The 20919-nt window shown below is 67.9% G+C and carries 22 protein-coding genes; 13 read left to right on the top strand and 9 right to left on the bottom strand.

Annotated features, from left to right (window positions below; translation table 11 throughout):
• Positions 1-150: 150 nt before the first annotated feature.
• A complete protein-coding gene (locus ACLBYA_RS00925) occupies positions 151-792 on the bottom strand; it encodes an O-methyltransferase (protein WP_447707475.1) in 642 nt (213 codons plus the stop codon).
• A 269-nt stretch (positions 793-1061) separates the two neighbouring features.
• Here ACLBYA_RS00925 and sigE point away from each other — a divergent pair, with 269 nt between their 5' ends.
• The 4 genes from sigE (at position 1062) to tatB (ending at position 4183) form a co-directional block, all read left to right on the top strand.
• Positions 1062-1736, top strand: a complete 675-nt coding sequence (gene sigE / locus ACLBYA_RS00920) for an RNA polymerase sigma factor SigE (protein ID WP_447707474.1) — start codon at positions 1062-1064, stop codon at positions 1734-1736.
• A gap of 89 nt (positions 1737-1825) precedes the next feature.
• Positions 1826-2221, top strand: a complete 396-nt coding sequence (gene rseA, locus ACLBYA_RS00915; RefSeq protein WP_447707473.1) for an anti-sigma E factor RseA — start codon at positions 1826-1828, stop codon at positions 2219-2221.
• 70 nt (positions 2222-2291) lie between these two features.
• A complete protein-coding gene (gene htrA, locus ACLBYA_RS00910; protein ID WP_447707472.1) occupies positions 2292-3782 on the top strand; it encodes a serine protease HtrA in 1491 nt (496 codons plus the stop codon).
• A 2-nt stretch (positions 3783-3784) separates the two neighbouring features.
• Complete coding sequence (tatB, locus tag ACLBYA_RS00905; protein ID WP_447707471.1) at positions 3785-4183, top strand: Sec-independent protein translocase protein TatB; 399 nt, start codon at positions 3785-3787, stop codon at positions 4181-4183.
• Here the strand turns inward: tatB and ACLBYA_RS00900 are convergent.
• The 4 genes from ACLBYA_RS00900 to ACLBYA_RS00885 form a co-directional block, all read right to left on the bottom strand.
• On the bottom strand, positions 4180-5322 hold the full coding sequence (locus ACLBYA_RS00900) for an Mrp/NBP35 family ATP-binding protein (protein WP_447707470.1): 1143 nt from the start codon (positions 5320-5322) through the stop codon (positions 4180-4182). The two genes, tatB and ACLBYA_RS00900, sit on opposite strands and share 4 nt — an antisense overlap.
• Before the next feature lie 101 nt (positions 5323-5423).
• Positions 5424-6758, bottom strand: coding sequence for a lytic transglycosylase domain-containing protein (locus ACLBYA_RS00895; protein WP_447707469.1), 1335 nt, complete (start codon positions 6756-6758; stop codon positions 5424-5426).
• A gap of 83 nt (positions 6759-6841) precedes the next feature.
• A complete protein-coding gene (locus ACLBYA_RS00890; protein ID WP_447707468.1) occupies positions 6842-7405 on the bottom strand; it encodes a DUF1003 domain-containing protein in 564 nt (187 codons plus the stop codon).
• Positions 7406-7548: 143 nt separating this feature from the next.
• Positions 7549-8847: a magnesium transporter MgtE N-terminal domain-containing protein gene (locus ACLBYA_RS00885; RefSeq protein ID WP_447707467.1), complete on the bottom strand. Its 1299-nt coding sequence runs from the start codon at positions 8845-8847 to the stop codon at positions 7549-7551.
• 25 nt (positions 8848-8872) lie between these two features.
• Between ACLBYA_RS00885 and ACLBYA_RS00880 the strand changes: the two genes are divergently transcribed.
• On the top strand, positions 8873-9829 hold the full coding sequence (locus tag ACLBYA_RS00880; RefSeq protein WP_447707466.1) for an HpcH/HpaI aldolase/citrate lyase family protein: 957 nt from the start codon (positions 8873-8875) through the stop codon (positions 9827-9829).
• Here the strand turns inward: ACLBYA_RS00880 and ACLBYA_RS00875 are convergent.
• Complete coding sequence (locus ACLBYA_RS00875; RefSeq protein ID WP_447707465.1) at positions 9826-10200, bottom strand: DUF4190 domain-containing protein; 375 nt, start codon at positions 10198-10200, stop codon at positions 9826-9828. The two genes, ACLBYA_RS00880 and ACLBYA_RS00875, sit on opposite strands and share 4 nt — an antisense overlap.
• Complete coding sequence (locus ACLBYA_RS00870) at positions 10197-10961, bottom strand: DUF4190 domain-containing protein (RefSeq protein WP_447707464.1); 765 nt, start codon at positions 10959-10961, stop codon at positions 10197-10199. The genes ACLBYA_RS00875 and ACLBYA_RS00870 overlap by 4 nt, the downstream gene beginning before the upstream one ends.
• Before the next feature lie 149 nt (positions 10962-11110).
• Between ACLBYA_RS00870 and ACLBYA_RS00865 the strand changes: the two genes are divergently transcribed.
• The 6 genes from ACLBYA_RS00865 (at position 11111) to ACLBYA_RS00840 (ending at position 16666) form a co-directional block, all read left to right on the top strand.
• The gene (locus tag ACLBYA_RS00865) at positions 11111-11623 is read left to right on the top strand and encodes a general stress protein (protein ID WP_447707463.1); all 513 of its coding nucleotides are present in this window, start codon (positions 11111-11113) and stop codon (positions 11621-11623) included.
• A gap of 176 nt (positions 11624-11799) precedes the next feature.
• Positions 11800-13167, top strand: a complete 1368-nt coding sequence (locus ACLBYA_RS00860; RefSeq protein WP_447707462.1) for an ABC transporter substrate-binding protein — start codon at positions 11800-11802, stop codon at positions 13165-13167.
• A complete protein-coding gene (locus ACLBYA_RS00855) occupies positions 13164-14060 on the top strand; it encodes a carbohydrate ABC transporter permease (protein ID WP_447707461.1) in 897 nt (298 codons plus the stop codon). Before ACLBYA_RS00860 ends, ACLBYA_RS00855 begins: the two co-directional genes overlap by 4 nt.
• Before the next feature lie 12 nt (positions 14061-14072).
• Positions 14073-14897, top strand: coding sequence for a carbohydrate ABC transporter permease (locus ACLBYA_RS00850; RefSeq protein WP_447707764.1), 825 nt, complete (start codon positions 14073-14075; stop codon positions 14895-14897).
• Between the two features lie 3 nt (positions 14898-14900).
• Positions 14901-16073, top strand: a complete 1173-nt coding sequence (locus ACLBYA_RS00845) for an ABC transporter ATP-binding protein (protein WP_447707460.1) — start codon at positions 14901-14903, stop codon at positions 16071-16073.
• A complete protein-coding gene (locus ACLBYA_RS00840) occupies positions 16073-16666 on the top strand; it encodes a suppressor of fused domain protein (RefSeq protein WP_447707459.1) in 594 nt (197 codons plus the stop codon). Before ACLBYA_RS00845 ends, ACLBYA_RS00840 begins: the two co-directional genes overlap by 1 nt.
• A gap of 65 nt (positions 16667-16731) precedes the next feature.
• Here the strand turns inward: ACLBYA_RS00840 and corA are convergent, their stop codons facing one another.
• A complete protein-coding gene (gene corA / locus ACLBYA_RS00835) occupies positions 16732-17841 on the bottom strand; it encodes a magnesium/cobalt transporter CorA (RefSeq protein WP_447707458.1) in 1110 nt (369 codons plus the stop codon).
• Between the two features lie 122 nt (positions 17842-17963).
• Between corA and ACLBYA_RS00830 the strand changes: the two genes are divergently transcribed.
• Together ACLBYA_RS00830 and ACLBYA_RS00825 are read left to right on the top strand one after the other, a co-directional pair.
• Positions 17964-19133 carry an NAD(P)-dependent malic enzyme gene (locus ACLBYA_RS00830; protein ID WP_447707457.1) on the top strand — a complete coding sequence of 390 codons (1170 nt, stop codon included), beginning with the start codon at positions 17964-17966 and terminating at the stop codon, positions 19131-19133.
• 5 nt (positions 19134-19138) lie between these two features.
• Positions 19139-19972, top strand: a complete 834-nt coding sequence (locus ACLBYA_RS00825) for a hypothetical protein (RefSeq protein WP_447707456.1) — start codon at positions 19139-19141, stop codon at positions 19970-19972.
• Here ACLBYA_RS00825 and ACLBYA_RS00820 read toward each other — a convergent pair.
• Positions 19969-20793 (bottom strand): SDR family NAD(P)-dependent oxidoreductase, encoded by an 825-nt coding sequence (locus ACLBYA_RS00820; protein ID WP_447707455.1) that lies wholly within the window; start codon positions 20791-20793, stop codon positions 19969-19971. The two genes, ACLBYA_RS00825 and ACLBYA_RS00820, sit on opposite strands and share 4 nt — an antisense overlap.
• Between the last annotated feature and the right edge of the window lie 126 nt (positions 20794-20919).

Genomic DNA, 20919 nt, shown 5'->3' with positions numbered 1-20919 from the left:
GCCAAGGATGACCGACTTTTGCCTGTGGATAACTCGGTGAGCAGACGCAAAACTGCGGAATTTTCCGGGTTTTCCGCAAGTTTGTGTCTGCTCGCCGGGAAAGGTCTCCCTGCTCGCGGAGAGAGGGTGCCCCTGCTCGCCAGAAAAGGTCTAATCGCGGGCGGCGGCGAGCAGGCCGTCACCCAGCGGCACCAGCACCGGGGTGAACCGCTCGTCCTCGGCGATCAACCTCGCCGCCTCGCGGACCGCGCTGACCTCGGGATCGTTGGCGGTGGCATCCCCGGCCCGGCCGCCGAGCGCGGCCCGGTGCACCACGATCGCCCCGCCCGCGCGCAGCAACCGCACACCCTCGGCGACATAGGCCGGCTGATCCGCGGGCGCGGCATCGACGAACACCAGGTCATAGGACTCGTCGGCGAGGCGTGTCAGAACCTCCTGGGCGCGCCCGCTGATCAGCCGGGTCCGCGAGGCCCCGACGCCGGCCTCGGAGAAGGCCTGCTTGGCCAGCCGCTGATACTCGGGCTCGACATCGATGGTGGTGAGGACGCCGTCCTCACGCATCCCGGCCAGCAGCCACAACCCGCTCACGCCGGCTCCGGTACCGACCTCGACCACGGCCTTCGCGCCGGTCAGCCGGGCCAACACGGACAGCAGCGCGCCCACCGCCGGGGTCACCGCACCGGCACCACTGTCGACCGCGCGTTCCCGGGCGGCGGCGGTCACCGCGTCCTCGGTGATCGACGCCTCTGCGTGCGAGACGATCGATTGGGCGGAGTCGTCGGTGCTGGCCATGCCCGCAGCGTAGAACCATCCGCCACCCGGGCACCCGCGACACGCCCGCCCGAGCGTGCCAGATCACAGCCGAAATCCGCCGGTTTTGCCTGGTGGAACGCCGGGTATCTGCTTTCTCAGGAATTGTTCAGTTTGCTCATATGTCAGGCACACCCCGGCGGGAGAACGTACTACCCATGGAACACGGCGACAGCTTGCGATCACGGAATACCGATGGCCTCGGCCACGTTTCCATCAGCAACGAGCAGACGCCTGCCTGCCACCTTGAAATGGAGGATCCGATCACCGCTTCAGCTTCTGGAAGCACCGTCGCCCCGAGTCCCGTGTCCATGCCCCATCTGGAGCAGTTCACCGAAGCCGAGTGGGTTGAGCCGTCTGACGAGCTGACCGGCACCGCGGTGTTCGATGCCACCGGCGACAAGGCCGCCATGCCGTCCTGGGACGAGCTGGTGCGCCAGCACGCCGACCGGGTCTATCGGCTGGCCTACCGCCTGTCCGGCAATCAGCAGGACGCCGAGGACCTCACGCAGGAGACCTTCATCCGGGTCTTCCGCTCGGTACACAATTACCAGGCCGGCACTTTCGAGGGCTGGTTGCACCGCATCACCACCAACCTGTTCCTGGACATGGTCCGGCGCCGCACGCGCATCCGCATGGAGGCGCTGCCCGAGGACTACGACCGGGTGCCCGCCGAGGATCCGAACCCCGAGCAGATCTATCACGACTCGCGGCTGGGCCCGGACCTGCAGGCCGCGCTCGACTCGCTGCCGCCGGAATTCCGCGCCGCCGTTGTCCTGTGCGATATCGAGGGGCTGTCCTACGAGGAGATCGGCGCCACCCTCGGGGTGAAGTTGGGCACCGTCCGCAGCCGCATCCACCGTGGTCGGCAGGCGCTGCGGGAGCATCTGGCCAAGCACTCCGACGAGCTGAGCGCCACCGCCTGAGCGTCGTGGATGTGAGGCACGGCTTGCCGCGCTACATTCAAATGAGTGGTGTGCGCATCTTCGCGCGGCGAGCCGAAAGGAGCGGGGTGATGGCTGACCCTGGCGACGTATTCCGCCGCGCCTTCTCCTGGCTGCCGACCCAGTTCGCCTCGCAGAGCAGTGAACCGGTCGGTCCCCGACAGTTCGGCTCGACCGAGCATCTCTCACCCGAGGCCATCGCCGCGTTCGTCGACGGTGAGCTGCGCATGACCGCACATCTGCGGGCCGGCCACCACCTTTCGCTGTGCCCGCTGTGCGCCAACGAGGTCGACGCGCAGCGCCAGGCCCGCAGCGCCCTGCGTGACTCCTGCCAGATCGCGATCCCGACGGCTCTGCTCGGCCTGTTATCGCAGATCCCGGACCGCGATCCGCCGGAACCGGCAACCGAACAAGACCCGCAGCGAGTCGCCGACGGCGTGGCCAGGTCCCGCCGTAAGCGCCGGTAGGGTTGATGCGGAGACGATCAGTCGCGTGTGCCGCCGATGGCACGCGCTTTGAGCGGGAAGTGATGCGCGGGTGACCAACAAGGACGATTCAGGTAGCAACCCCCGTCTGGCTCCTCGACCCGTGTCGCGACCGCCCGTGGACCCGGCCGCCCAGCGGGCCTTCGGCCGTCCCGACGGTGTCGCCGGCTCGTTCCTGGACGCCGACAAGCATCGCGACCAGGGGGAATACACCCCCAAGAACCTGTCGCCCGACCCGGTGCTGGCCGAGGCGTTCGGTCGCCCCTACAGCGGCGGCGACTCATTGCAACGCCACCCTGCCGATGCCGGTGCGCTGGCGGCCGAGAGCCTGGCCGACGAGGACGACACCGTCGACCCGTGGCGCGATCCTGCCGCCGCCGCGGCGCTCGGATCCCCGGCGATGGCGCCGGCCGCACCCACTGTGGTGGTCGCTCCGCAGGGCAAGCTCGGCGTCCGCGACGTGCTGTTCGGTCGCAAGGTGTCGGCGGTCGCCCTGGTGATCCTGGCCATCATGGCGCTGGTCATCGGTGCGCTGGGTGGCGTCATCGGACGTAAGACCGCCGAGGTCGTCGAGGCGTTCACCACCTCCAAGGTCACCCTGGAGACCAGCGATCTGCCCGACGCGCCGCTCGGGAAGCTGGCCGAGGTCGCCGCGGCAGTCGCCGATTCGGTGGTCACCATCGAAACCTCCAGTGACGGCGCGGGTTCACAGGGCTCCGGCGTCGTCATCGACGGCCGCGGCTACATCGTCACCAACAACCATGTCATCTCCGAGGCGGCCACCAACCCGGCCAAGTTCAAGATGTTCGTCGTCTTCAACGACGGTTCCGAGGTGCCTGCCAACCTGGTCGGGCGCGACCCCAAGACCGACCTGGCCGTGCTGAAGGTCGACAACGTCGACAACCTGAGTGTGGCCAAGCTCGGCGACTCCGAGAAGCTGCAGGTCGGTGAGGAAGTGATCGCCGCCGGCGCCCCGCTGGGCCTGCGCAGCACCGTCACACACGGCATCATCAGCGCGCTGCACCGGCCGGTGCCGCTGTCGGGCGACGGTTCGGACACCGACACCGTGATCGACGGCGTGCAGACCGACGCATCGATCAACCACGGCAACTCCGGTGGCCCGCTGATCAACATGAACGCCGAGGTCATCGGGATCAACACGGCCGGAAAGTCGTTGTCCGACAGTGCCAGCGGTCTGGGCTTCGCGATCCCGGTCAACGAGGTCAAGGACGTCGTGCAGAAGCTGATCGAGGCGGGCAAGATCGAGCATCCTACGCTGGGCTTGACCGCCCGCTCGGTGAGCAACGACCTGGCCTCCGGCGCGCAGATCGCCAACGTCAAGGCCGGCGGCCCTGCCGAGAAGGCCGGCATCCTGGAGAATGACGTGGTGGTCAAGATCGGTAACCGCGAGGTCGCCGACGCCGACGAATTCGTCGTCGCCGTCCGGCAGCTCAAGATCGGCGAGCCCGCCCCCGTCGAGGTCGTCCGCGACGGCCGTCGGGTGACCTTGACCGTCACCCCGGACGGCGACGGCACCACCTAGTCATGTTCGCGAATGTCGGCTGGGGCGAGATGCTGCTACTTGTGGTGGCCGGCCTCGTCATCCTCGGCCCCGAACGGCTGCCCGGCGCGATCCGGTGGACATCGGGGGCGGTCCGTCAGGTCCGCGAATACCTCAGCGGAGCCACCAGCCAGTTGCGTCAGGACTTGGGGCCTGAGTTCGACGATCTGCGTGAACCGCTGAGCGAACTGCAGAAGCTTCGCGGCATGACCCCGCGCGCGGCGCTGACCAAACACCTGCTCGACGGCGACGATTCGTTCCTGACCGGGAACTTCGACAAGCCGGTCAAGCCGGTGTCCCCGGATGCGCCCAAGCCGGCCGCGGCGCCCGACGGGCCCAAGCCCGAGCCCGGGGTCACCCGGTTCGACGTCGACGCGACCTAACGCCCCGCGGGATCCAGCCCCAGCGACATCCCGGCCAGCCCACGCTTGCGAGCGCCCAGGGCGTCGGCGACCTTACGAAGTTCCTTGCCGGCCGCCGAATCCGGCGCCGACAGCACCAGCGGCACACCGGAATCGCCCGCCGCGACCAGCTTCGGTTCCAGTGGCACCTGACCCAGCAGCGGCACCTCGGCGCCGACCGACCGGGTCAGCGACTCGGCGACCTGCTGCCCGCCTCCCTCACCGAAGATCTGCATGACGGTCCCGTCCGGCAAGGTCAGGCCGGCCATGTTCTCCACCACGCCGACGATGCGCTGACGGGTCTGCAGCGCGATCGCGCCGGCCCGCTCGGCCACCTCGGCCGCGGCCGACTGCGGGGTGGTGACGACCAGGATCTCCGCGCCCGGGATCAGCTGCGACACCGAGATCGCGATATCGCCGGTGCCCGGCGGCAGATCCAGCAGCAGCACATCGAGATCGCCCCAGTAGACGTCGGCCAGGAACTGCTGCAGCGCGCGGTGCAGCATCGGACCGCGCCACACCACGGGCGTGTTGCCCTGGGTGAACATTGCGATCGAGATGACCTTCACGTCATGGGCGATGGGCGGCAGGATCATCGAATCGACCTGGGTGGGCCGGTCCACGATGCCCATCATCCGGGGCACCGAGTGGCCGTAGATATCGGCGTCGAGCACACCGACCTGCAGGCCACGCGCCGCCAGCGCGGCAGCCAGATTCACCGTAACGCTGGACTTGCCGACGCCGCCCTTACCCGAGGCCACCGCATAGACGCGGGTCAGCGAGTTGGGCTGAGCGAACGGGATGACCGGTTCACGGGAGTCGCCGCGCAGCAGCTTGCGCAGTTCGGCACGCTGCTCGTCGTTCATCACGTCGAGGGTGACCTTGACCGCGCCGGTGCCCGGGACATCGGTGACCGCCGCGGTGACCTTGGCGGCGATGTCCTCCTTCTTCGGGCAGGCCGCGGTGGTCAGGTAGATCTCGACGTGCACGGCGGCATCGGCCTCGACGGTGACGGCTTTGACCATGCCGACCTCGGTGATGGGGCGGCGCAGTTCGGGGTCGACGACCTTGCTCAGCGCGGCGCGCACCGCGGCTTCGAGGTCTTTATCAGGCGAGGACATCACCCGCGAGTCTAGGCCGCGCCGGCCGATGGCCGGACCGCCGGGCCGACTAGCCGGTTGGGCCGGGTGGAACGCTCAGGCCGCGGGGCCGGGTGGAACGCTCAGGCCGCGGGGCCGGGTGCCGGACCCAGCGGTGCGGGCAGCGCCGGGACCGCCGGTGCGGGCGGGGGAGGCGGCGCGAACGGGTTGAACGGTGCCGGCGGTGCAGGTGCCGCGACCGGTGGCGGTGGCGCGAATGGGTTGAAGGGTGCGGCCGGCGGTGGGGGCGCGAACGGGTTGAACGGCGCGGCCGGCGGCGGGGGCGCGAACGGGTTGAACGGCGCCTGCGGAGCCGGGGTGTTCTCGCCGATGCAGAACACCGCGCAGTTCGGCATCATCGCCGGGGTATCCGGTCCCGGCGGCACCGGCAGGCGGTCGGCCACATTGGCGCGTCCCACGTCGAAGATCTGCATCATCGACATCGGGTCGGTGGCCGGCAGCCCCAACGCATTCAGCGGCAGGCCGGGCCCGAGACCCTCGGCATTGGTGTTCAGATGCACGTTGGCGTCTCTGAGCTGCGGCACCGACCCGGTGATCGGCGGCAGATCCACCGGGACCACCCCGGTCGCATACGCCGCGGCCCACCCGAGCACGTTGCGGGCATAGGCGACGGAGTTGTTGTAGCGCAGGATCGCAGTCATCACCTGACCCTGATCGCGCATGCTGAGCCCACCGCTGCACAGATAGCGCGCCGCGGCAAGGGTGGCGTCGAACAGGTTCTGCACCTCGGCCTTGCCGTCACCGTTGCCGTCCGAGGCGTACCGCGACCAGGTGCCCGGCAGGAACTGCATCGGGCCCATCGCGCGGGCGTAGGTCACCCGGTCGTTGTTGCGGCTCTGCACGATGACCTCGTTGCCCGGCAGTGTGCCGTCCAGCGCGGGCCCGAGGATCGGCTTCACCGCGGTGCCGTTGACATCGGTGGCGCCGCCGCTGGCGTGCATGGATTCGATCCGGCCGATCCCGGCGAGCAGATTCCAGCTCATCCCGCAGTTCGGCGCCGCGCCGGCCATCATGCGTTCGGCATTGCGGTAGGCGTTCAGTGCGACCGTCGGAATGCGAAGGCTGCCAGGCGAACTCACCACCGCGGTGGGCGGCGGCGCGGAGAGGGCGGTGCCCGCGGTCTGGAACGGGCGCGGTGCCTTGCGGGCGGCGACCACCGTCGCACCCGAATCACCGGACGGTGTTTCGACGACGGCGGCCAACGGGGTGACGGTGGCTTCCAGCACCGGCTTGAACATCGGAGCGGACGCACCGACCCCGAGGGTCAGGACCAACGGGGTCAGCACGGCGATACCGAGCACCCCGCGGGAACTGGGAACAGAATCGGCTGCGGTGCGGATCGCCTGTTCAGCGCGGCGCCGCGCCGCCGCGAGGGCGGCGCCTGTCAGTATTGCCACTCAACCGTCCTAGATCCGTTACCCGACCGTTGTGAACCAGGTCACCATACCCAGTGGTCTGCGGTTGTGGTGCGGCAATGGGGTTACCCGCCTACTTCGGATTCGTCGATCGGATCGGATTCCGGCTCGGCGTTCTCGGTAGCTGCGGCGGCGGCGCGCTTGGCTTTGCCCTTCTTGGGCTTCGGCGGCACCAGTTCGACCAGCATGTCGCGCAGTTCCTCGAGCTCGCGGCGCATGTAGTCGCGGGTGGCGACCTCGCCGACGGCCAATCGCAGTGCCGCCAATTCGCGGGCCAGGAATTCGGTATCGGCCTTGGTCTGTTCGGCGCGCCGACGGTCCTCTTCGAGTGCGACCCGGTCCCGGTTCTCCTGCCGGTTCTGGGCCAGCAGGATCAGCGGCGCCGCGTACGCGGCCTGGGTGGAAAAGGCGAGGTTGAGCAGGATGAACGGGTACGGATCCCACTGCCAGGCGAAGGCGCCGATGTTCAGCAGGATCCAGACGACCACCACGATGGTCTGGATCGCCAGGTATCGCCCGGTGCCCAGAAAGCGTGCGAAGGATTCGCCGAAGCGGCCGGCCGCCTCGACATCGAACCGTGGTGTGAGGCGCCGCCGGCCGGCCCGCGGGGTGTCGATGCGGTCGCTCATGCGACCCCCTCGCAAGCTCGGTCCTCGCATGTGACCCGTCGATTCGCTCGGCAAGCCTCGCTCATGCGACCCCCTCGCAAGCTCGGTCCTCGCATGTGACCCGTCGATTCGCTCGGCAAGCCTCGCTCATGCGCGACTCCCGCTCATCGGGCCGTCTCCTGGGACACGATCACGGGCTCGGCGGCTTCCCGTTCACGCCAGTCGTCGGGCAGCAGGTGATCGAGCACGTCGTCGACCGATACCGCGCCCAGCAGGTGGTTCTCCTCGTCGACCACCGGCCCGCAGACCAGGTTGTAGGCGGCGAAGTAGCGGGTCAGGGCGCCGAGGGTCTCGTCCGGGCGAAGGTGCGGCAGATCCTTGTCCAGAATGCCGCTCACCAGGACATACGGCGGTTCGCGCAGTAGTCGCTGCAGGTGCACACAACCCAGATAGCGGCCGGTCGGGGTGGCCGTGGGCGGGCGCACCACGAACACCAGCGACGCCAGCGCCGGCGTCAGATCGGGATCACGAACCCGGGCCAGGGCCTCGGCGACGGTGGTGTCGGGTGCCAGCACCACCGGCTCGGAGGTCATCAGACCGCCCGCGGTGTTCGGCGAGTGGCTCAGCAGACGCCGGACGTCTTCGGAGTCCTCGGGATCCATCCGGCGCAGGAACTGTTCGGCATCGGCCGGGGCCATCGACCCCAGCAGATCGGCCGCGTCGTCGGGGTCCATCGCCTCCAGGACGTCGGCGGCGCGTTCGGTCTTCAACTGCCGCAGCACGGCCGCCTGCTCCTCTTCGGGAAGCTCCTGCAGCACGTCGGCCAGCCGCTCGTCATCGAGGGCGTTGACGACCTCGAAGCGCCGCTTGGCCGGCAGATCGCGGATGGCGTCGGCGACCTCGACCGCGCGCTGCCCCTGGAACTGCTCGAGCAGCTGGGCCACCCCCTGGTCGGGCATGGCCAGCCCGGACGGGGTGAGCCCGTGCACGTGTTTCCAGTCCACCGAGTGGACGTTGCTGCGCCGGCCGAGCCGTCGCTGCGGGCGCACCGCCACCTTGGTCACCATCCAGTCCCGGGTGCGGGTCTGCTCGATGCCGAGGTCGACGACGATGACGTCGAGGCCACTGAGTTGTTCCAGATCCGGGTCGTCGACGCGTACCCGGGTCTCCAGAATCTGTCCCAACGCCAGCACCTCACCGGGCCGCTGGGCGAACCGGCGTAGTGACACGTTTCCGGTGGACAGCGTCACGGTGCCCGGATCGATCGCGGTGACGCGCAGGATGGGAACGAAAATCCTTCTGCGGGTGAGCAGTTCGACCACCAGGCCGAGCACCCGTGGCTGCTGGCGGACGATGCTGATACTCACCACGATGTCGCGGACCCGACCCACGGACTCGCCATCGGGGCCCAGGACCACCATGCCCGCGAGGCGGGCTGCATAGACCCGGGTTACCGCCACCATGAGACAAAGCGTAGAGACTTAGGGCGTGGACAACCTGTATCGCCCCCGCCGAACCTGCCTCTCGGTGCCGGGTAGCAGCGACAAGATGATCGAGAAGGCCAAGGCGCTGCCCGCCGACCAGGTGTTCCTGGATCTGGAGGACGCCGTCGCCGCCGATGCCAAGGACAACGCACGCGCGCGGGTGGCGCAGGCACTGGCCGAGGACGGGTGGTCCGGGCAGCTGCGCGGAGTGCGGGTCAACGACTGGACCACGCCGTGGACGCATGCCGATGTCATCGAGGTGGTGGCACGTGCCGGTGCGCACCTGGACATCATCGTGTTGCCCAAGGTGCCCGACGCCACCCACGTGCACGCCCTCGACATGCTGCTCACCCAGCTCGAGATGACCCACGGGTTGCCGGTGGGACGCATCGGCATCGAACCGCAGATCGAGAACGCGCAGGGGCTGACCAATATCGACGCCATCGCCTCTGCCCCGCGGGTGCAGGCGCTGGTGCTCGGGCCCGGCGACATGGCGGCCAGCCTGAACATGCGCACCCTGGAGGTCGGCGGTCAGCCCGAGGGGTACGACATCGGCGACGCCCACCACCACGTGCTGATGCGGATCCTGATCGCCGCCCGCGCCCGCGGTATCAATGCGGTCGACGGGCCGTATGTGAAGGTGCGTGACGTCGACGGGTTCCGACGGGTGGCCGGCCGGTCGGCGGCGCTGGGTTATGACGGGAAATGGGTGCTGCACCCGGACCAGATCACCGCGGGCAATGAGATCTTCAGTCCGCGCCAGGCCGACTACGACCAGGCCGAGCTGATCCTGGAGGCCTACGAATGGCACACCTCGACGGCCGGCGGTGCCCGCGGCGCGGTGATGCTCGGTGACGAGATGATCGACGAGGCCAGTCGCAAGATGGCGTTGGTGGTCGCCGGTAAGGGGCGCGCCGCCGGGATGTCGCGCACCGGTGAGCCGTACCGGCCGCCGGCCTAGACCAGACTGAAGCCGCTGGCGAACACGCCGATCCACAGCAGCAGCCCGAGCACCATGAAGGCCGTGATCGCGCCGCCGATGATGGCGCCGGCCAGGGCGAGCCCGTAACCGTCCTGGCCGGTGCGCTTGGTCTCGCGCATGGCGATGACACCCAGGATCAGGCCGGCCACCGACGGCAGCCCGCAGAACACAAAGCCGACCAGGGCGCACACCAGCGCCCCGATGGCCTTGCCGTTGGTGCCCAGCGGTTTCGACGGCTGATACGGGTACGGCGGATAGCCGGGATAGGCCGGATATGGCGGCGGCGGTGGGTAGACCGGCGGCGGCAGTCCGGCGTCCTCGGGATAGTCCAGCGGCCGGTCCTCGGTCATGGTGAGACGCTGGCGATGGTCCCGATGAGGATGCCGAGCGCGATCCCGCCGGCCAGGATCAGGCCACCCAGAACGATGCCGGAGATGGCGAGTTCCTTGCCGCGCTGGCCGGTCTTCTTGATCTGGTTGAGCGCGACGATGCCCAACACGATGCCCGCGATGGCGGCCGGCGGGCCCACGATGAAGCAGAAGAAGAACAACGGCACCGCGATCCCGGAGCACACCAGTGAAGCGATCGCCATGCTGTTCTGCGGACCGCCGGGCGGACCTCCGTAGGGCGCCGGATAACCGGGGGCCGGCGGATAACCCGGGGCGCCGTAGGGCGGCGGACCGCCGAACCCGGGTGCACCCGGATACGGCGGCGGTGCACCGAACGGGGCGGGCGGAGCACCGAATCCGGGCGGCTGCTGAGGCGGCGGACCGCCGTACTGCTGAGGCGGCGGGCCGCCGAACTGCTGCGGTGGCGGGTAGGGCGCGCCGAGATCCTGCGGGGCGCCGAAGCCCGGCGGCGGCGGTGGATAGCCGGTCGACGCGTAGTCGGGGAACCCCGGCTGCGGGAAGCTGGGCGGGGTGGGCGGATCGACGTAGCCGTAGGCGGGCGGCGGGGTGTAGTCCGCGGGGAACGACGGGGCCGGTTCTGCGGGAGACCGCTCGATCGGTGGGGCCTCGTACCCGGTTGCGGTCGGTTCGGGCGCCGACTCGGGGCCCGAACCCGACTCCGACGGCGGCGTTGCGGCTGCGTCCTCACCCGGATTGGTCATATCCCAAACCTAGCGTACGTGCTGGTCCCCGCGATGATTCACGATCCGGGCACCGATCCCCACGTCGGCACGTTGAGGAATAGGGTGAGGAATAGGGTCAGGTGACACACCGCCGACCAGATCCGATGAGACGCGAGGAGAGTAGACGCATGACGGGTCCCCTTCGACCAGGCCAAGACCCGGTGGGACGTCCGGGCGCTCGAGTGCCCGCTGCTTTGCCCACCCCACCCAAGGGATGGCCCATCGGTTCGTATCCGACCTATGCCGAGGCGCAGCGGGCGGTGGATTACCTCTCCGATCAACAGTTTCCGGTACAGCAGGTGACCATCGTCGGTGTCGACCTGATGCAGGTGGAGCGGGTCACCGGTCGACTGTCGTGGCCCAAGGTGCTCGGCGGGGGCGTGCTGTCCGGCGCCTGGCTCGGCCTGTTCATCGGGTTGATCCTGGGCTTCTTCAGCCCGAGCCCCTGGGGTGCGCTGGCCACGGGCCTGATCGCCGGTGTGTTCTTCGGTCTGATCACCAGTGCGATTCCCTACGCGATGGCACGCGGGACAAGGGATTTCAGCTCGACCATGCAGCTGGTCGCAGGCCGCTACGACGTGCTCTGCGACCCGCAGAGCGCGGAGCAGGGGCGGGATCTGCTGGCGCGCTTGACGATCTGATCGCCCGACGCGCCACGGAAGTGTTTGCATAATACGCGTCTCTGGCTCTACGTTTGGCCCCGCGGGATATTCCCGCCCGGAGCCGCTCCGGTGACCTCTGTGGAGGCGCCGCCCCGCGGCGACGTCGACGCAGACGGAGGCCGGTAGTGCGCACACGACGGCTTTGTGCGGCGGTGATGGCTGCCCTGACGGCCGGGACGACGGTGGCGGCGTGTGGTTCCGCCGAGAACGGCATCGTCATCAGCTACTACACCCCCGCCAACGAGATGGCCACGTTCACCGCGGTCGCGCAGAAATGCAACGAGCAGCTCGGTGGGCGCTTCAGGATCGAACAGGTTTCGTTGCCCAAGGGCGCCGACGATCAGCGCCTGCAGCTGGCACGCCGGCTCACCGGCAACGACAAAACGCTCGACGTGATGGCGTTGGACGTGGTCTGGACGGCGGAATTCGCCGAGGCCGGTTGGGCGCTTCCGCTTTCCGACGATCCGGCCGGGCTGGCCGAGGCCGACGCGCAGGAGAACACCCTGCCCGGGCCGCTGGAGACCGCGAGGTGGCAGGACAAGCTCTATGCCGCGCCCATCAGCACCAACACCCAAATGCTTTGGTACCGGACAGATCTGATGTCCGCGCCGCCCGCGACATGGGACCAGATGGTGGCTGAGGCCACCCGGCAGCACGCCGCAGGCGGCCCCAGTTGGATCGCCGTGCAGGGCAAGCAGTACGAGGGTCTGGTGGTGTGGTTCAACACCTTGCTGGAAAGCGCCGGGGGACAGGTGCTCTCCGACGACGGCCAGACCGTGACGCTGACCGACACCCCCGAGCACCGGGCCGCCACCGTCAAGGCGCTGCAGATCATCAAAGACGTTGCCACCGCGCCGGGTGCGGACCCGTCGATCACCCAGACCGACGAGGGCACCGCGCGACTCGCTCTCGAGCAGGGCAACGCTGCGCTCGAGGTCAACTGGCCGTTCGTGCTGCCGTCGATGCTGGAGAACGCCGTCAAGGGCGGCGTGCCGTTCCTTCCGCTCAACGAGGATCCGGCATTGGCGAGCGCGATCAACGAGGCCGGTAGTTTCTCGCCGACCGACGAGCAGTTCGACATCGCCTACGACGCCAGCAAGAAGGTGTTCGGGTTCGCGCGCTTCCCCAGCGTCATCGAGGGGGAGCAGGCCAAGGTGACCCTCGGTGGGCTGAACCTGGCCGTCGGCAAGAACACCCAGCACAAGGCCGAGGCCTTCGAGGCGATCCGCTGCCTGCGCAATGTCGACAACCAGCGCTACACCTCGGTGGAGGGCGGACTGCCCGCGGTGCGGGCCTCGCTGTACGACGACCCGGCGTTCCAGGAGAAGTACCCGCAGTACGAGATCATCCGGCAGCAGTTGACCAATGCCGCGGTACGCCCGGCCACCCCGGTGTATCAGGCGCTGTCGACCCGGATCTCGGCGACCCTGGCGCCGATCACCGAGATCGACCCGGAGGCGATGGCCGACGAGTTGACCGAGCAGGTGCAGAAGGCGATCGACGGTAAGGGGCTCATTCCGTGAGCGCAAAGACAGGCACGGACGACCTTGCCGCGCAGCGGCGGCTGGCCTACTGGCTGATCAGCCCGGCCGTCTTCCTGATGCTGGCGGTGACGGCCTATCCGATCGGTTACGCCGTCTGGCTCAGCCTGCAGCGCTACAACCTGGCCGCCCCCGATGACGTCGAGTTCGTCGGCCTGAGCAACTACGCGACCATCCTCACCGACCGGTACTGGTGGACGGCATTCGCGGTGACACTGGGCATCACCATCGTGTCGGTTGCCATCGAGTTCGTATTGGGCATGGCGCTGGCTCTGGTCATGCACCGCACCATCTTCGGCAAGGGCACGGTCCGCACCGCGATCCTGGTGCCCTACGGCATCGTCACCGTCGCGGCCTCCTACAGCTGGTACTACGCCTGGACGCCGGGTACCGGTTATCTGGCCAACCTGCTACCGACGGGCAGCGCGCCACTGACCGAACAGCTTCCGTCGCTGGCGATCGTGGTGCTCGCCGAGGTCTGGAAGACCACACCGTTCATGGCGCTGTTGCTGCTGGCCGGCCTGGCGCTGGTGCCCCAGGACCTGCTGAACGCCGCGCAGGTGGACGGTGCCGGAGGCTGGAAGCGGCTGACGAAGGTGATCCTGCCGCTGATCAAACCGGCGATCCTGGTGGCGCTGCTGTTCCGCACCCTGGACGCGTTCCGGATCTTCGACAACATCTACGTGCTGACCGGCGGGGCCAACGACACCGGTTCGGTGTCGATCCTGGGTTACGACAACCTGTTCAAGGCGTTCAACCTCGGATTGGGTTCGGCCATCAGCGTGCTGATCTTCCTGTGCGTCGCGATCATCGCCTTCGTCTTCATCAAGGTGTTCGGTGCGGCCGCGCCCGGCAGTGACGAGGAGGGCCGCTAGATGGCAGAACCCGTGGGTGCCCGGCGCGCGACCGGTTGGGCCGTCGTCAATGTCATCGTGGTGCTGTACGCACTGATTCCGGTGCTGTGGATCCTGTCGCTGTCGCTGAAGCCGACCTCGTCGGTCAAGGACGGCAAGTTCATCCCCGCCGAGATCACCTTCGACAACTACAAGGCGATCTTCCAGGGCAACATGTTCACCTCGGCGCTGATCAACTCGATCGGTATCGGGCTGATCACCACTCTGATCGCGGTGACGATCGGCGGGATGGCCGCCTACGCCATTGCACGGCTGGCCTTCCCGGGCAAGAAGCTGCTGGTCGGTGTCGCGCTGCTGATCGCGATGTTCCCGCAGATCTCGCTGGTGACACCGATTTTCAATATCGAGCGCCGACTCGGGCTGTTCGATACCTGGCCCGGCCTGATCATCCCCTACATCACCTTCGCGCTGCCGCTGGCGATCTACACCATGTCGGCCTTCTTCAAGGAGATCCCGTGGGATCTGGAGAAGGCGGCCAAGATGGACGGTGCCACACCCGGGCAGGCCTTCCGCAAGGTGATCGCCCCGCTGGCCGCGCCGGGCATCGTGACGGCCGCCATCCTGGTGTTCATCTTCGCCTGGAACGACCTGCTGCTGGCCCTGTCGCTCACCGCGACCGAGCGGGCCATCACCGCGCCGGTGGCGATCGCGAACTTCACGGGCAGTTCGCAATTCGAGGAGCCGACCGGATCCATCGCCGCGGGCGCTATGGTCATCACAATCCCGATCATCATCTTCGTACTCATCTTCCAAAGACGGATCGTGGCCGGCTTGACCTCCGGTGCGGTGAAGGGGTAATCCATGGCCGAAATCGTGCTGGACAAGGTCTCCAAGAGCTACGCCAACGGTGCGACGGCGGTCAAGGAGCTGTCGCTGACCATCGCCGACGGCGAGTTCATCATCCTGGTCGGCCCGTCGGGCTGCGGGAAGTCCACGACGCTGAACATGATTGCGGGCCTGGAGGACATCTCCTCCGGTGAGCTGCGCATCGGCGGTGAACGGGTCAACGACAAGCAGCCCAAGGACCGCGACATCGCCATGGTGTTCCAGTCCTATGCGCTGTACCCGCACCTGACGGTGCGGCAGAACATCGCGTTCCCGCTGACGCTGGCCAAGGTGGGCAAGGCCGAGATCAACGCCAAGGTGGAGGAGACCGCCAAGATCCTGGATCTGGCGGCGCTGTTGGACCGCAAACCGGCACAGCTGTCCGGCGGGCAGCGGCAGCGAGTTGCCATGGGGCGGGCCATCGTCCGTAACCCCAAGGCGTTCCTGATGGACGAGCCGCTGTCGAATCTGGACGCGAAGCTGCGGGTGCAGATGCGCACAGAGATCGCCCGCCTGCAGGACCGGCTGGGTACCACCACCGTCTACGTCACCCACGATCAGACCGAGGCGATGACGCTCGGCGACCGGGTCGTGGTGATGCTGGCCGGTGTCGCGCAGCAGATCGGTACCCCGGAGGAGCTCTACCACACGCCGACGAATCTGTTCGTGGCCGGATTCATCGGGTCGCCCGCGATGAACTTCTTCCCGGCCTCGCTGACCGACGGTGGGGTGAAACTGCCGTTCGGTGAGGTGATGCTCTCCGACGAGGTGCAGCAGGCGATCGGCCGGCATCCCCGGCCTGCAGGAGTGATTGCCGGTATCCGACCCGAGCATTTTGACGATGCGTCGCTGATCGACACCTACTCGCGCATCCGCGCGGTCACCTTCGAGGTAACGGTGGACCTGGTGGAGTCCCTGGGCGCCGACAAGTACCTCCACTTCCGTACCGGCGGTGCCGGCGCCAAGTCCGCCCAGCTCGAACAGTTGGCCGCCGAGTCCGGGGTCGGTGAGAACGAGTTCGTGGCACGGGTTTCCGCCGATTCCAAGGTGGTCGCGGGCAGCAAGGCCGAGTTGGCGGTGGACACCTCGAAGCTGGTGATCTTCGATGCCGACTCCGGGGCGAACCTGACGATCCCGCCCGTCGGCTAGTGGCAGACGTCACCGGCGAGGTACGCGCCGCGCTGCGCGCGCACTTCGCCGATGCCGGCGTGCTCGGTGAGCCGGGCGAGGCCAGCATCACCTTCCTGGGTGCCGACCGGATCGACGTGCTGCGCTTCGGCCCAGACGGTGCTGGGGTCAATCACTTTGTGTCGCTTGGATGTTCGCGGTACCCGATGGCCGATCCGACTGATCTGGTCGCCGACGGGGTGCGCGGCCCACGGGCTGAGGTGGTGGTGTCGTTGCGCCCGCCGAGTCCGAGCGGTCTGGCGAAATCCATCGCAGTGCTGGCGGCTGCTCCGGCTGTCGAGGGGCTGGTCCTGGAACCGGACGCGCTGATCGACCTGAGCGCACCGTTGTTCGAGGGTGCACCGTTCACCGCTTTCCTGCTGGGCCCCAGTGCAATCGAGAGTGTGACGCTGCCGGAACCGCTATCGCCGGTGACCGTGCTGCAGGCAACCCCGATCACCCCGACCGAGGCCGCCTGGGTGCGACTCAAAGGCGCCGAGGCGATGCGCGAAGCCTGGCGCACCGACGGGGTGGACGTGTTCGACGCGAACCGCCGGGCGTCCGAACCCTCCTGACTGTTGCGATTTGTGGAGCCGCAGCCGTAACCATTACGGGTAGGACTCCACAAATCGCAATAACGTCAGAGCCAGTGGTTGCGGCGGAACGTCCGGTATAGCAGCAGGCAGATCGTCAGCATGGTCAACAGCACCGCCGGATATCCCCAGGTCGCCTTCAACTCCGGCATGTGCTCGAAGTTCATCCCGTAGATACCGGCCATCGCGGTCGGCACCGCGGCGATGGCCACCCACGCCGAGATCTTGCGCATATCGGTGCTCTGCTGCATCGACACCTTGCCGACCGCGGCCTGCACCAGTGAGCTGAGCACCTCGTCGTAGCTCGCGATCCGGTCCGAGGCCGAGATGTTGTGGTCGAGCACATCGCGCATGTAGCGACGGACCTCCTTGGAGATCAGGTCGTTGTGGTCGGTCCCCAGCCGCTGGAACGCCATCGTCAACGGGCTGACCGCACGACGCAGTTCCACGATCTCGCGTTTGAGCATGTAGATGTGTTCGATATCAGTGGCGACGTCGGGGGAGAAGACGTTCTCCTCCATGGCGTCGATATCGGTCTCGACCAGATCCGTGACATCCAGGTACGAGTCGACGACATGGTCGGAGATCGCATGCATCACGGCATAGGGCCCCAGCGCGCAGCTGGCCGGTGTGGTGTCCATCTTGCGGCGCACCCCGGCCAGACCGCTGTGATCGCCATGTCGGACCGTCACCACGAAGTCGGCGCCGACGAAGATCATGATCTCGCCGGTCTCGACGATCTCGGGGGCGCTGGCCACCGACTCGTGCTCGACATAGTTGACGGTCTTGAGGACCAGGAACAGGGTGTCGTCGTAGCGTTCCAGCTTGGGACGTTGGTGGGCATGCACCGCGTCCTCGACGGCCAGCTCGTGTAACCCGAACACATCGGCGACGGCCTGCATCTGATGTTCGTCGGGCTCGTGCAGGCCGATCCAGACGAAGGCACGGGTGCCCGTGGCCTCGATCTCGCGGACCCTGTTCAGCGCCGCGGCATGGGTGTACTTGCCAGGCAGCCGGGTGCCGTCGCTGTAGACGCCGCAGTCGACCATGGCCTGGGAGACCGGGACGTGGATGCTGGCGGCGTCGGGTTCGACGACGGCGGTGCGGCGCCCGGTCGGGCGCAGCTTGGACGGTGGAAGGGCTCGGAACGTCGGCATCACTACCTCCTGTCCTCGGGTGGATACCCGAGTGCGAATGTTACTCGTCAGTCGCATTTCCAACCTCTCACCAGCGGGGTTGGGGTGCCGGTGAGTTCCGGGTATGAAGTAGCGTCGAGCTCATGTCCGAACTGGTGCGAACTCCACAGGTTGTCGTCGATGACGCCGAGATCTTTGCGGCCCACGAGGGTGGAAAACTCTCGATCGATCTGAAAGCGCCGCTGGATACCCAGCGGGCACTGTCCATCGCCTACACGCCAGGCGTCGCTCAGGTCAGCCGCGCCATCGCGGCGGACGTGACGCTGGCCAAGAAGTACACCTGGGCCAACCGGCTGGTCGCCGTGGTCAGCGACGGCAGCGCCGTGCTGGGCCTGGGCGACATCGGCGCCGCCGCGTCGCTGCCGGTCATGGAGGGCAAGAGCGCGCTGTTCAAGACGTTCGGCGGGCTGGACTCCATCCCGATTGTGCTGGACACCAAGGATCCCGACGAGATCGTCGAGACGCTCATCCGGCTGCGCCCGACCTTCGGTGCGGTCAACCTGGAGGACATCTCGGCGCCGCGCTGCTTCGAGATCGAGCGCCGTGTCATCGAGGCGCTGGACTGCCCGGTGATGCACGACGACCAGCACGGCACCGCCATCGTGGCGCTGGCCGCCCTGCTGGGCGCGGTCAAGGTCCTCGACCGGGACCTGCACGAGCTCAAGGTTGTGGTGTCGGGGGCCGGCGCCGCCGGTGTTGCCTGCACCAACATCCTGCTCAACAGCGGCATCAGCGACATCGTGGTGCTCGACAGCAAGGGCATAGTCGAGAACGGCCGCAGCGACTTGAACTCCTTCAAGGCCGAACTGGCGCAGCGCACCAACCCGCGCGGCCTGACCGGTGGGGTCGCCGAGGCACTGAACGGTGCCGACGTGTTCCTCGGCGTGTCGGCCGGCCTGGTCCCCGAAGAACTCATCGCGACCATGGCGCCCAACGGCATCGTCTTCGCGCTGTCCAACCCCGACCCGGAGATCCACCCCGACGCCGCCCGCAAGTACGCCGCCGTCGTCGCCACCGGACGCAGCGACTTCCCGAACCAGATCAACAATGTGCTGGCTTTCCCGGGTGTGTTCCGCGGTGCACTGGACGCCGGCGCGCGGCGGATCACCGAGGAGATGAAAGTCGCTGCCGCGCATGCGATCTTCTCGGTCGTCGGCGACGACCTCGCGGTCGACCACATCGTGCCGAGCGCGTTGGATCCGCGCGTCGGGCCCGCGGTGGCCAAGGCCGTGGCGGAAGCCTCCGGAGTCTGAGTTCGATGCGGCGGTTCGCGGTGGCGCTGGTCGCGCTGCTGATCGCCGGATGCGGTACCAAGGCGCCGGCCCCGCCCTCGGTGGCGGTCGGCGCCGGTACCGGTGCGGAATCGGCACTGCTGGCCCACCTGTATGTCGCCGCGCTGCACTATTACGGCAGCCCGGCGCATGTAAAGGATGTGCCGGATCCGTTGGCGGCACTGGATTCCGGCGAGGTGGACGTGGTGCCCGCCCTGACCGGGCAGGTGCTGACCCGGTTCGACCCCGAGGCCGCTGCCCGGTCGCAGGCTCAGGTGTACCGGGCCATGATCGGCTCGCTACCGGAGGGGCTGGGCGCCGGCGACTTCACCGAGGGCGCCTCCGACAAGCCGACGGTCGTGCTGACCGGGCGCACCGCCGCGGACTGGGGGGCCGCCGATGTGCTCGCGCTCGTCGACCGGTGCGGTGAGCTCAAGCCGGGTGTCGTGCACGGCACCGATGTCCCGAGCGCGTTGGGCACGTGCACGCTGTCCGCACCGCGCGAGTTCGCCGACACCGAGGCATTGAACGCCGCACTGCGCAGTGGCAGGATCAATCTGGGTTGGACCTCGGCGGCCACCCCGGGCCTGCCGGAGGATCTGACCATGCTGTCGGACCGCACGGCGCTGATCCGTGCCGAGAACGTCGTCCCGGTGTTCCGGCGTAACAGCCTGAGCCAGACCCAGCAGCGTTCGGTCAACGAGTTGGCCGGTGTGCTGGACACCGACGCCCTGGCGCAGATGCGTGCCGAGATTGCCGCCGGCGGTGAGCCGGGGGCGGTGGCGGGTGCCTGGCTGGGCACCCACCCCCTCGGGCATTAGGTCGGGTTCAGCCGCGAGGCGACGGCGCCGAACAGGCGCTGGTAGCCGGATCCGGTGATCCGCACCAGCACGTCGAGGATTTTCGCGTCGGCGCCGACGAGCACCCGGGCGTGGTTCTTGCGGACGGCCTCCAGGATGATCTGCGCGGCCTTCTCCGGGCTGGTGCGGGCCAGCTTGGTATCGAAGGCCTTGGCCATCTCGGTGACGTCGATGCCCTCGGCGGCGGTGGCGTTGCGGGCGATGGCGGTCTTGATACCGCCGGGGTGCACGCAGGTGACGCCGACCGGATGCTTGGCCGCGACCATCTCCTGGCGCAGTGCCTCGGTGAAACCGCGGACCGCGAACTTGGCCGCGTTGTAGGCGGCCTGGCCGGGCACCGAGAAGATGCCGAAGAGGCTGGACACGTTCACCACGTGGCCGTCACCAGAGGCGATCAGGTGCGGCAGGAAGGCCTTGGTGCCGTTGACGACGCCCCAGAAGTCGACATCCATGATGCGCTCGATGTCCTTGTAGGAACTGGCCTCGATGCTGCCGTTGAAGGCGATGCCCGCGTTGTTGTAGATCTGGTTGACCTTGCCGAAGTGTTCGGCGACCGCGTCGGCATACAGCTCGAAGGCTTCGCGTTCGGTGACGTCGAGGCGATCGGCCTTGACCGGGGCCCCGATGGCCTTGAGCCGCTCCTCGGTGACCGCCAGGCCCTCGACGTCGACATCGCTGATCGCCAGCTTGGCGCCGGAACGGCCCAGCTCGATGGCCAATGCCTGGCCGATACCCGATCCTGCCCCCGTGACGACGGCAACTTTCCCGGCGAAGCCCTCCATGCGCACTCCCTCGTGTGACAACTGGTTGCTGATTGCCCTCGACCATAGCCGTTACCGCCGGTATCAGGGGAGGGTGGGTGGCACCGGATCGAGCGAGCCGGTGGTGCACTCTGTGCGGCCGGGTAA

Source organism: Mycobacterium sp. C31M, from assembly GCF_053345865.1.
The sequence above is the reverse complement of the archived record's forward strand: the minus strand, read 5'-3'. Positions and strand labels throughout refer to the sequence as shown.

Coding starts and splice junctions, on each gene's coding strand:
- ACLBYA_RS00925 (WP_447707475.1), bottom strand. CDS start 792: ATGGCCAGCACCGACGACTCCGCCCAATCGATCGTCTCGCACGCAGAG.
- sigE (WP_447707474.1), top strand. CDS start 1,062: ATGGAGGATCCGATCACCGCTTCAGCTTCTGGAAGCACCGTCGCCCCG.
- rseA (WP_447707473.1), top strand. CDS start 1,826: ATGGCTGACCCTGGCGACGTATTCCGCCGCGCCTTCTCCTGGCTGCCG.
- tatB (WP_447707471.1), top strand. CDS start 3,785: ATGTTCGCGAATGTCGGCTGGGGCGAGATGCTGCTACTTGTGGTGGCC.
- ACLBYA_RS00900 (WP_447707470.1), bottom strand. CDS start 5,322: ATGTCCTCGCCTGATAAAGACCTCGAAGCCGCGGTGCGCGCCGCGCTG.
- ACLBYA_RS00890 (WP_447707468.1), bottom strand. CDS start 7,405: ATGAGCGACCGCATCGACACCCCGCGGGCCGGCCGGCGGCGCCTCACA.
- ACLBYA_RS00885 (WP_447707467.1), bottom strand. CDS start 8,847: ATGGTGGCGGTAACCCGGGTCTATGCAGCCCGCCTCGCGGGCATGGTG.
- ACLBYA_RS00875 (WP_447707465.1), bottom strand. CDS start 10,200: ATGACCGAGGACCGGCCGCTGGACTATCCCGAGGACGCCGGACTGCCG.
- ACLBYA_RS00870 (WP_447707464.1), bottom strand. CDS start 10,961: ATGACCAATCCGGGTGAGGACGCAGCCGCAACGCCGCCGTCGGAGTCG.
- ACLBYA_RS00865 (WP_447707463.1), top strand. CDS start 11,111: ATGACGGGTCCCCTTCGACCAGGCCAAGACCCGGTGGGACGTCCGGGC.
- ACLBYA_RS00860 (WP_447707462.1), top strand. CDS start 11,800: ATGGCTGCCCTGACGGCCGGGACGACGGTGGCGGCGTGTGGTTCCGCC.
- ACLBYA_RS00845 (WP_447707460.1), top strand. CDS start 14,901: ATGGCCGAAATCGTGCTGGACAAGGTCTCCAAGAGCTACGCCAACGGT.
- corA (WP_447707458.1), bottom strand. CDS start 17,841: ATGCCGACGTTCCGAGCCCTTCCACCGTCCAAGCTGCGCCCGACCGGG.
- ACLBYA_RS00830 (WP_447707457.1), top strand. CDS start 17,964: ATGTCCGAACTGGTGCGAACTCCACAGGTTGTCGTCGATGACGCCGAG.
- ACLBYA_RS00825 (WP_447707456.1), top strand. CDS start 19,139: ATGCGGCGGTTCGCGGTGGCGCTGGTCGCGCTGCTGATCGCCGGATGC.
- ACLBYA_RS00820 (WP_447707455.1), bottom strand. CDS start 20,793: ATGGAGGGCTTCGCCGGGAAAGTTGCCGTCGTCACGGGGGCAGGATCG.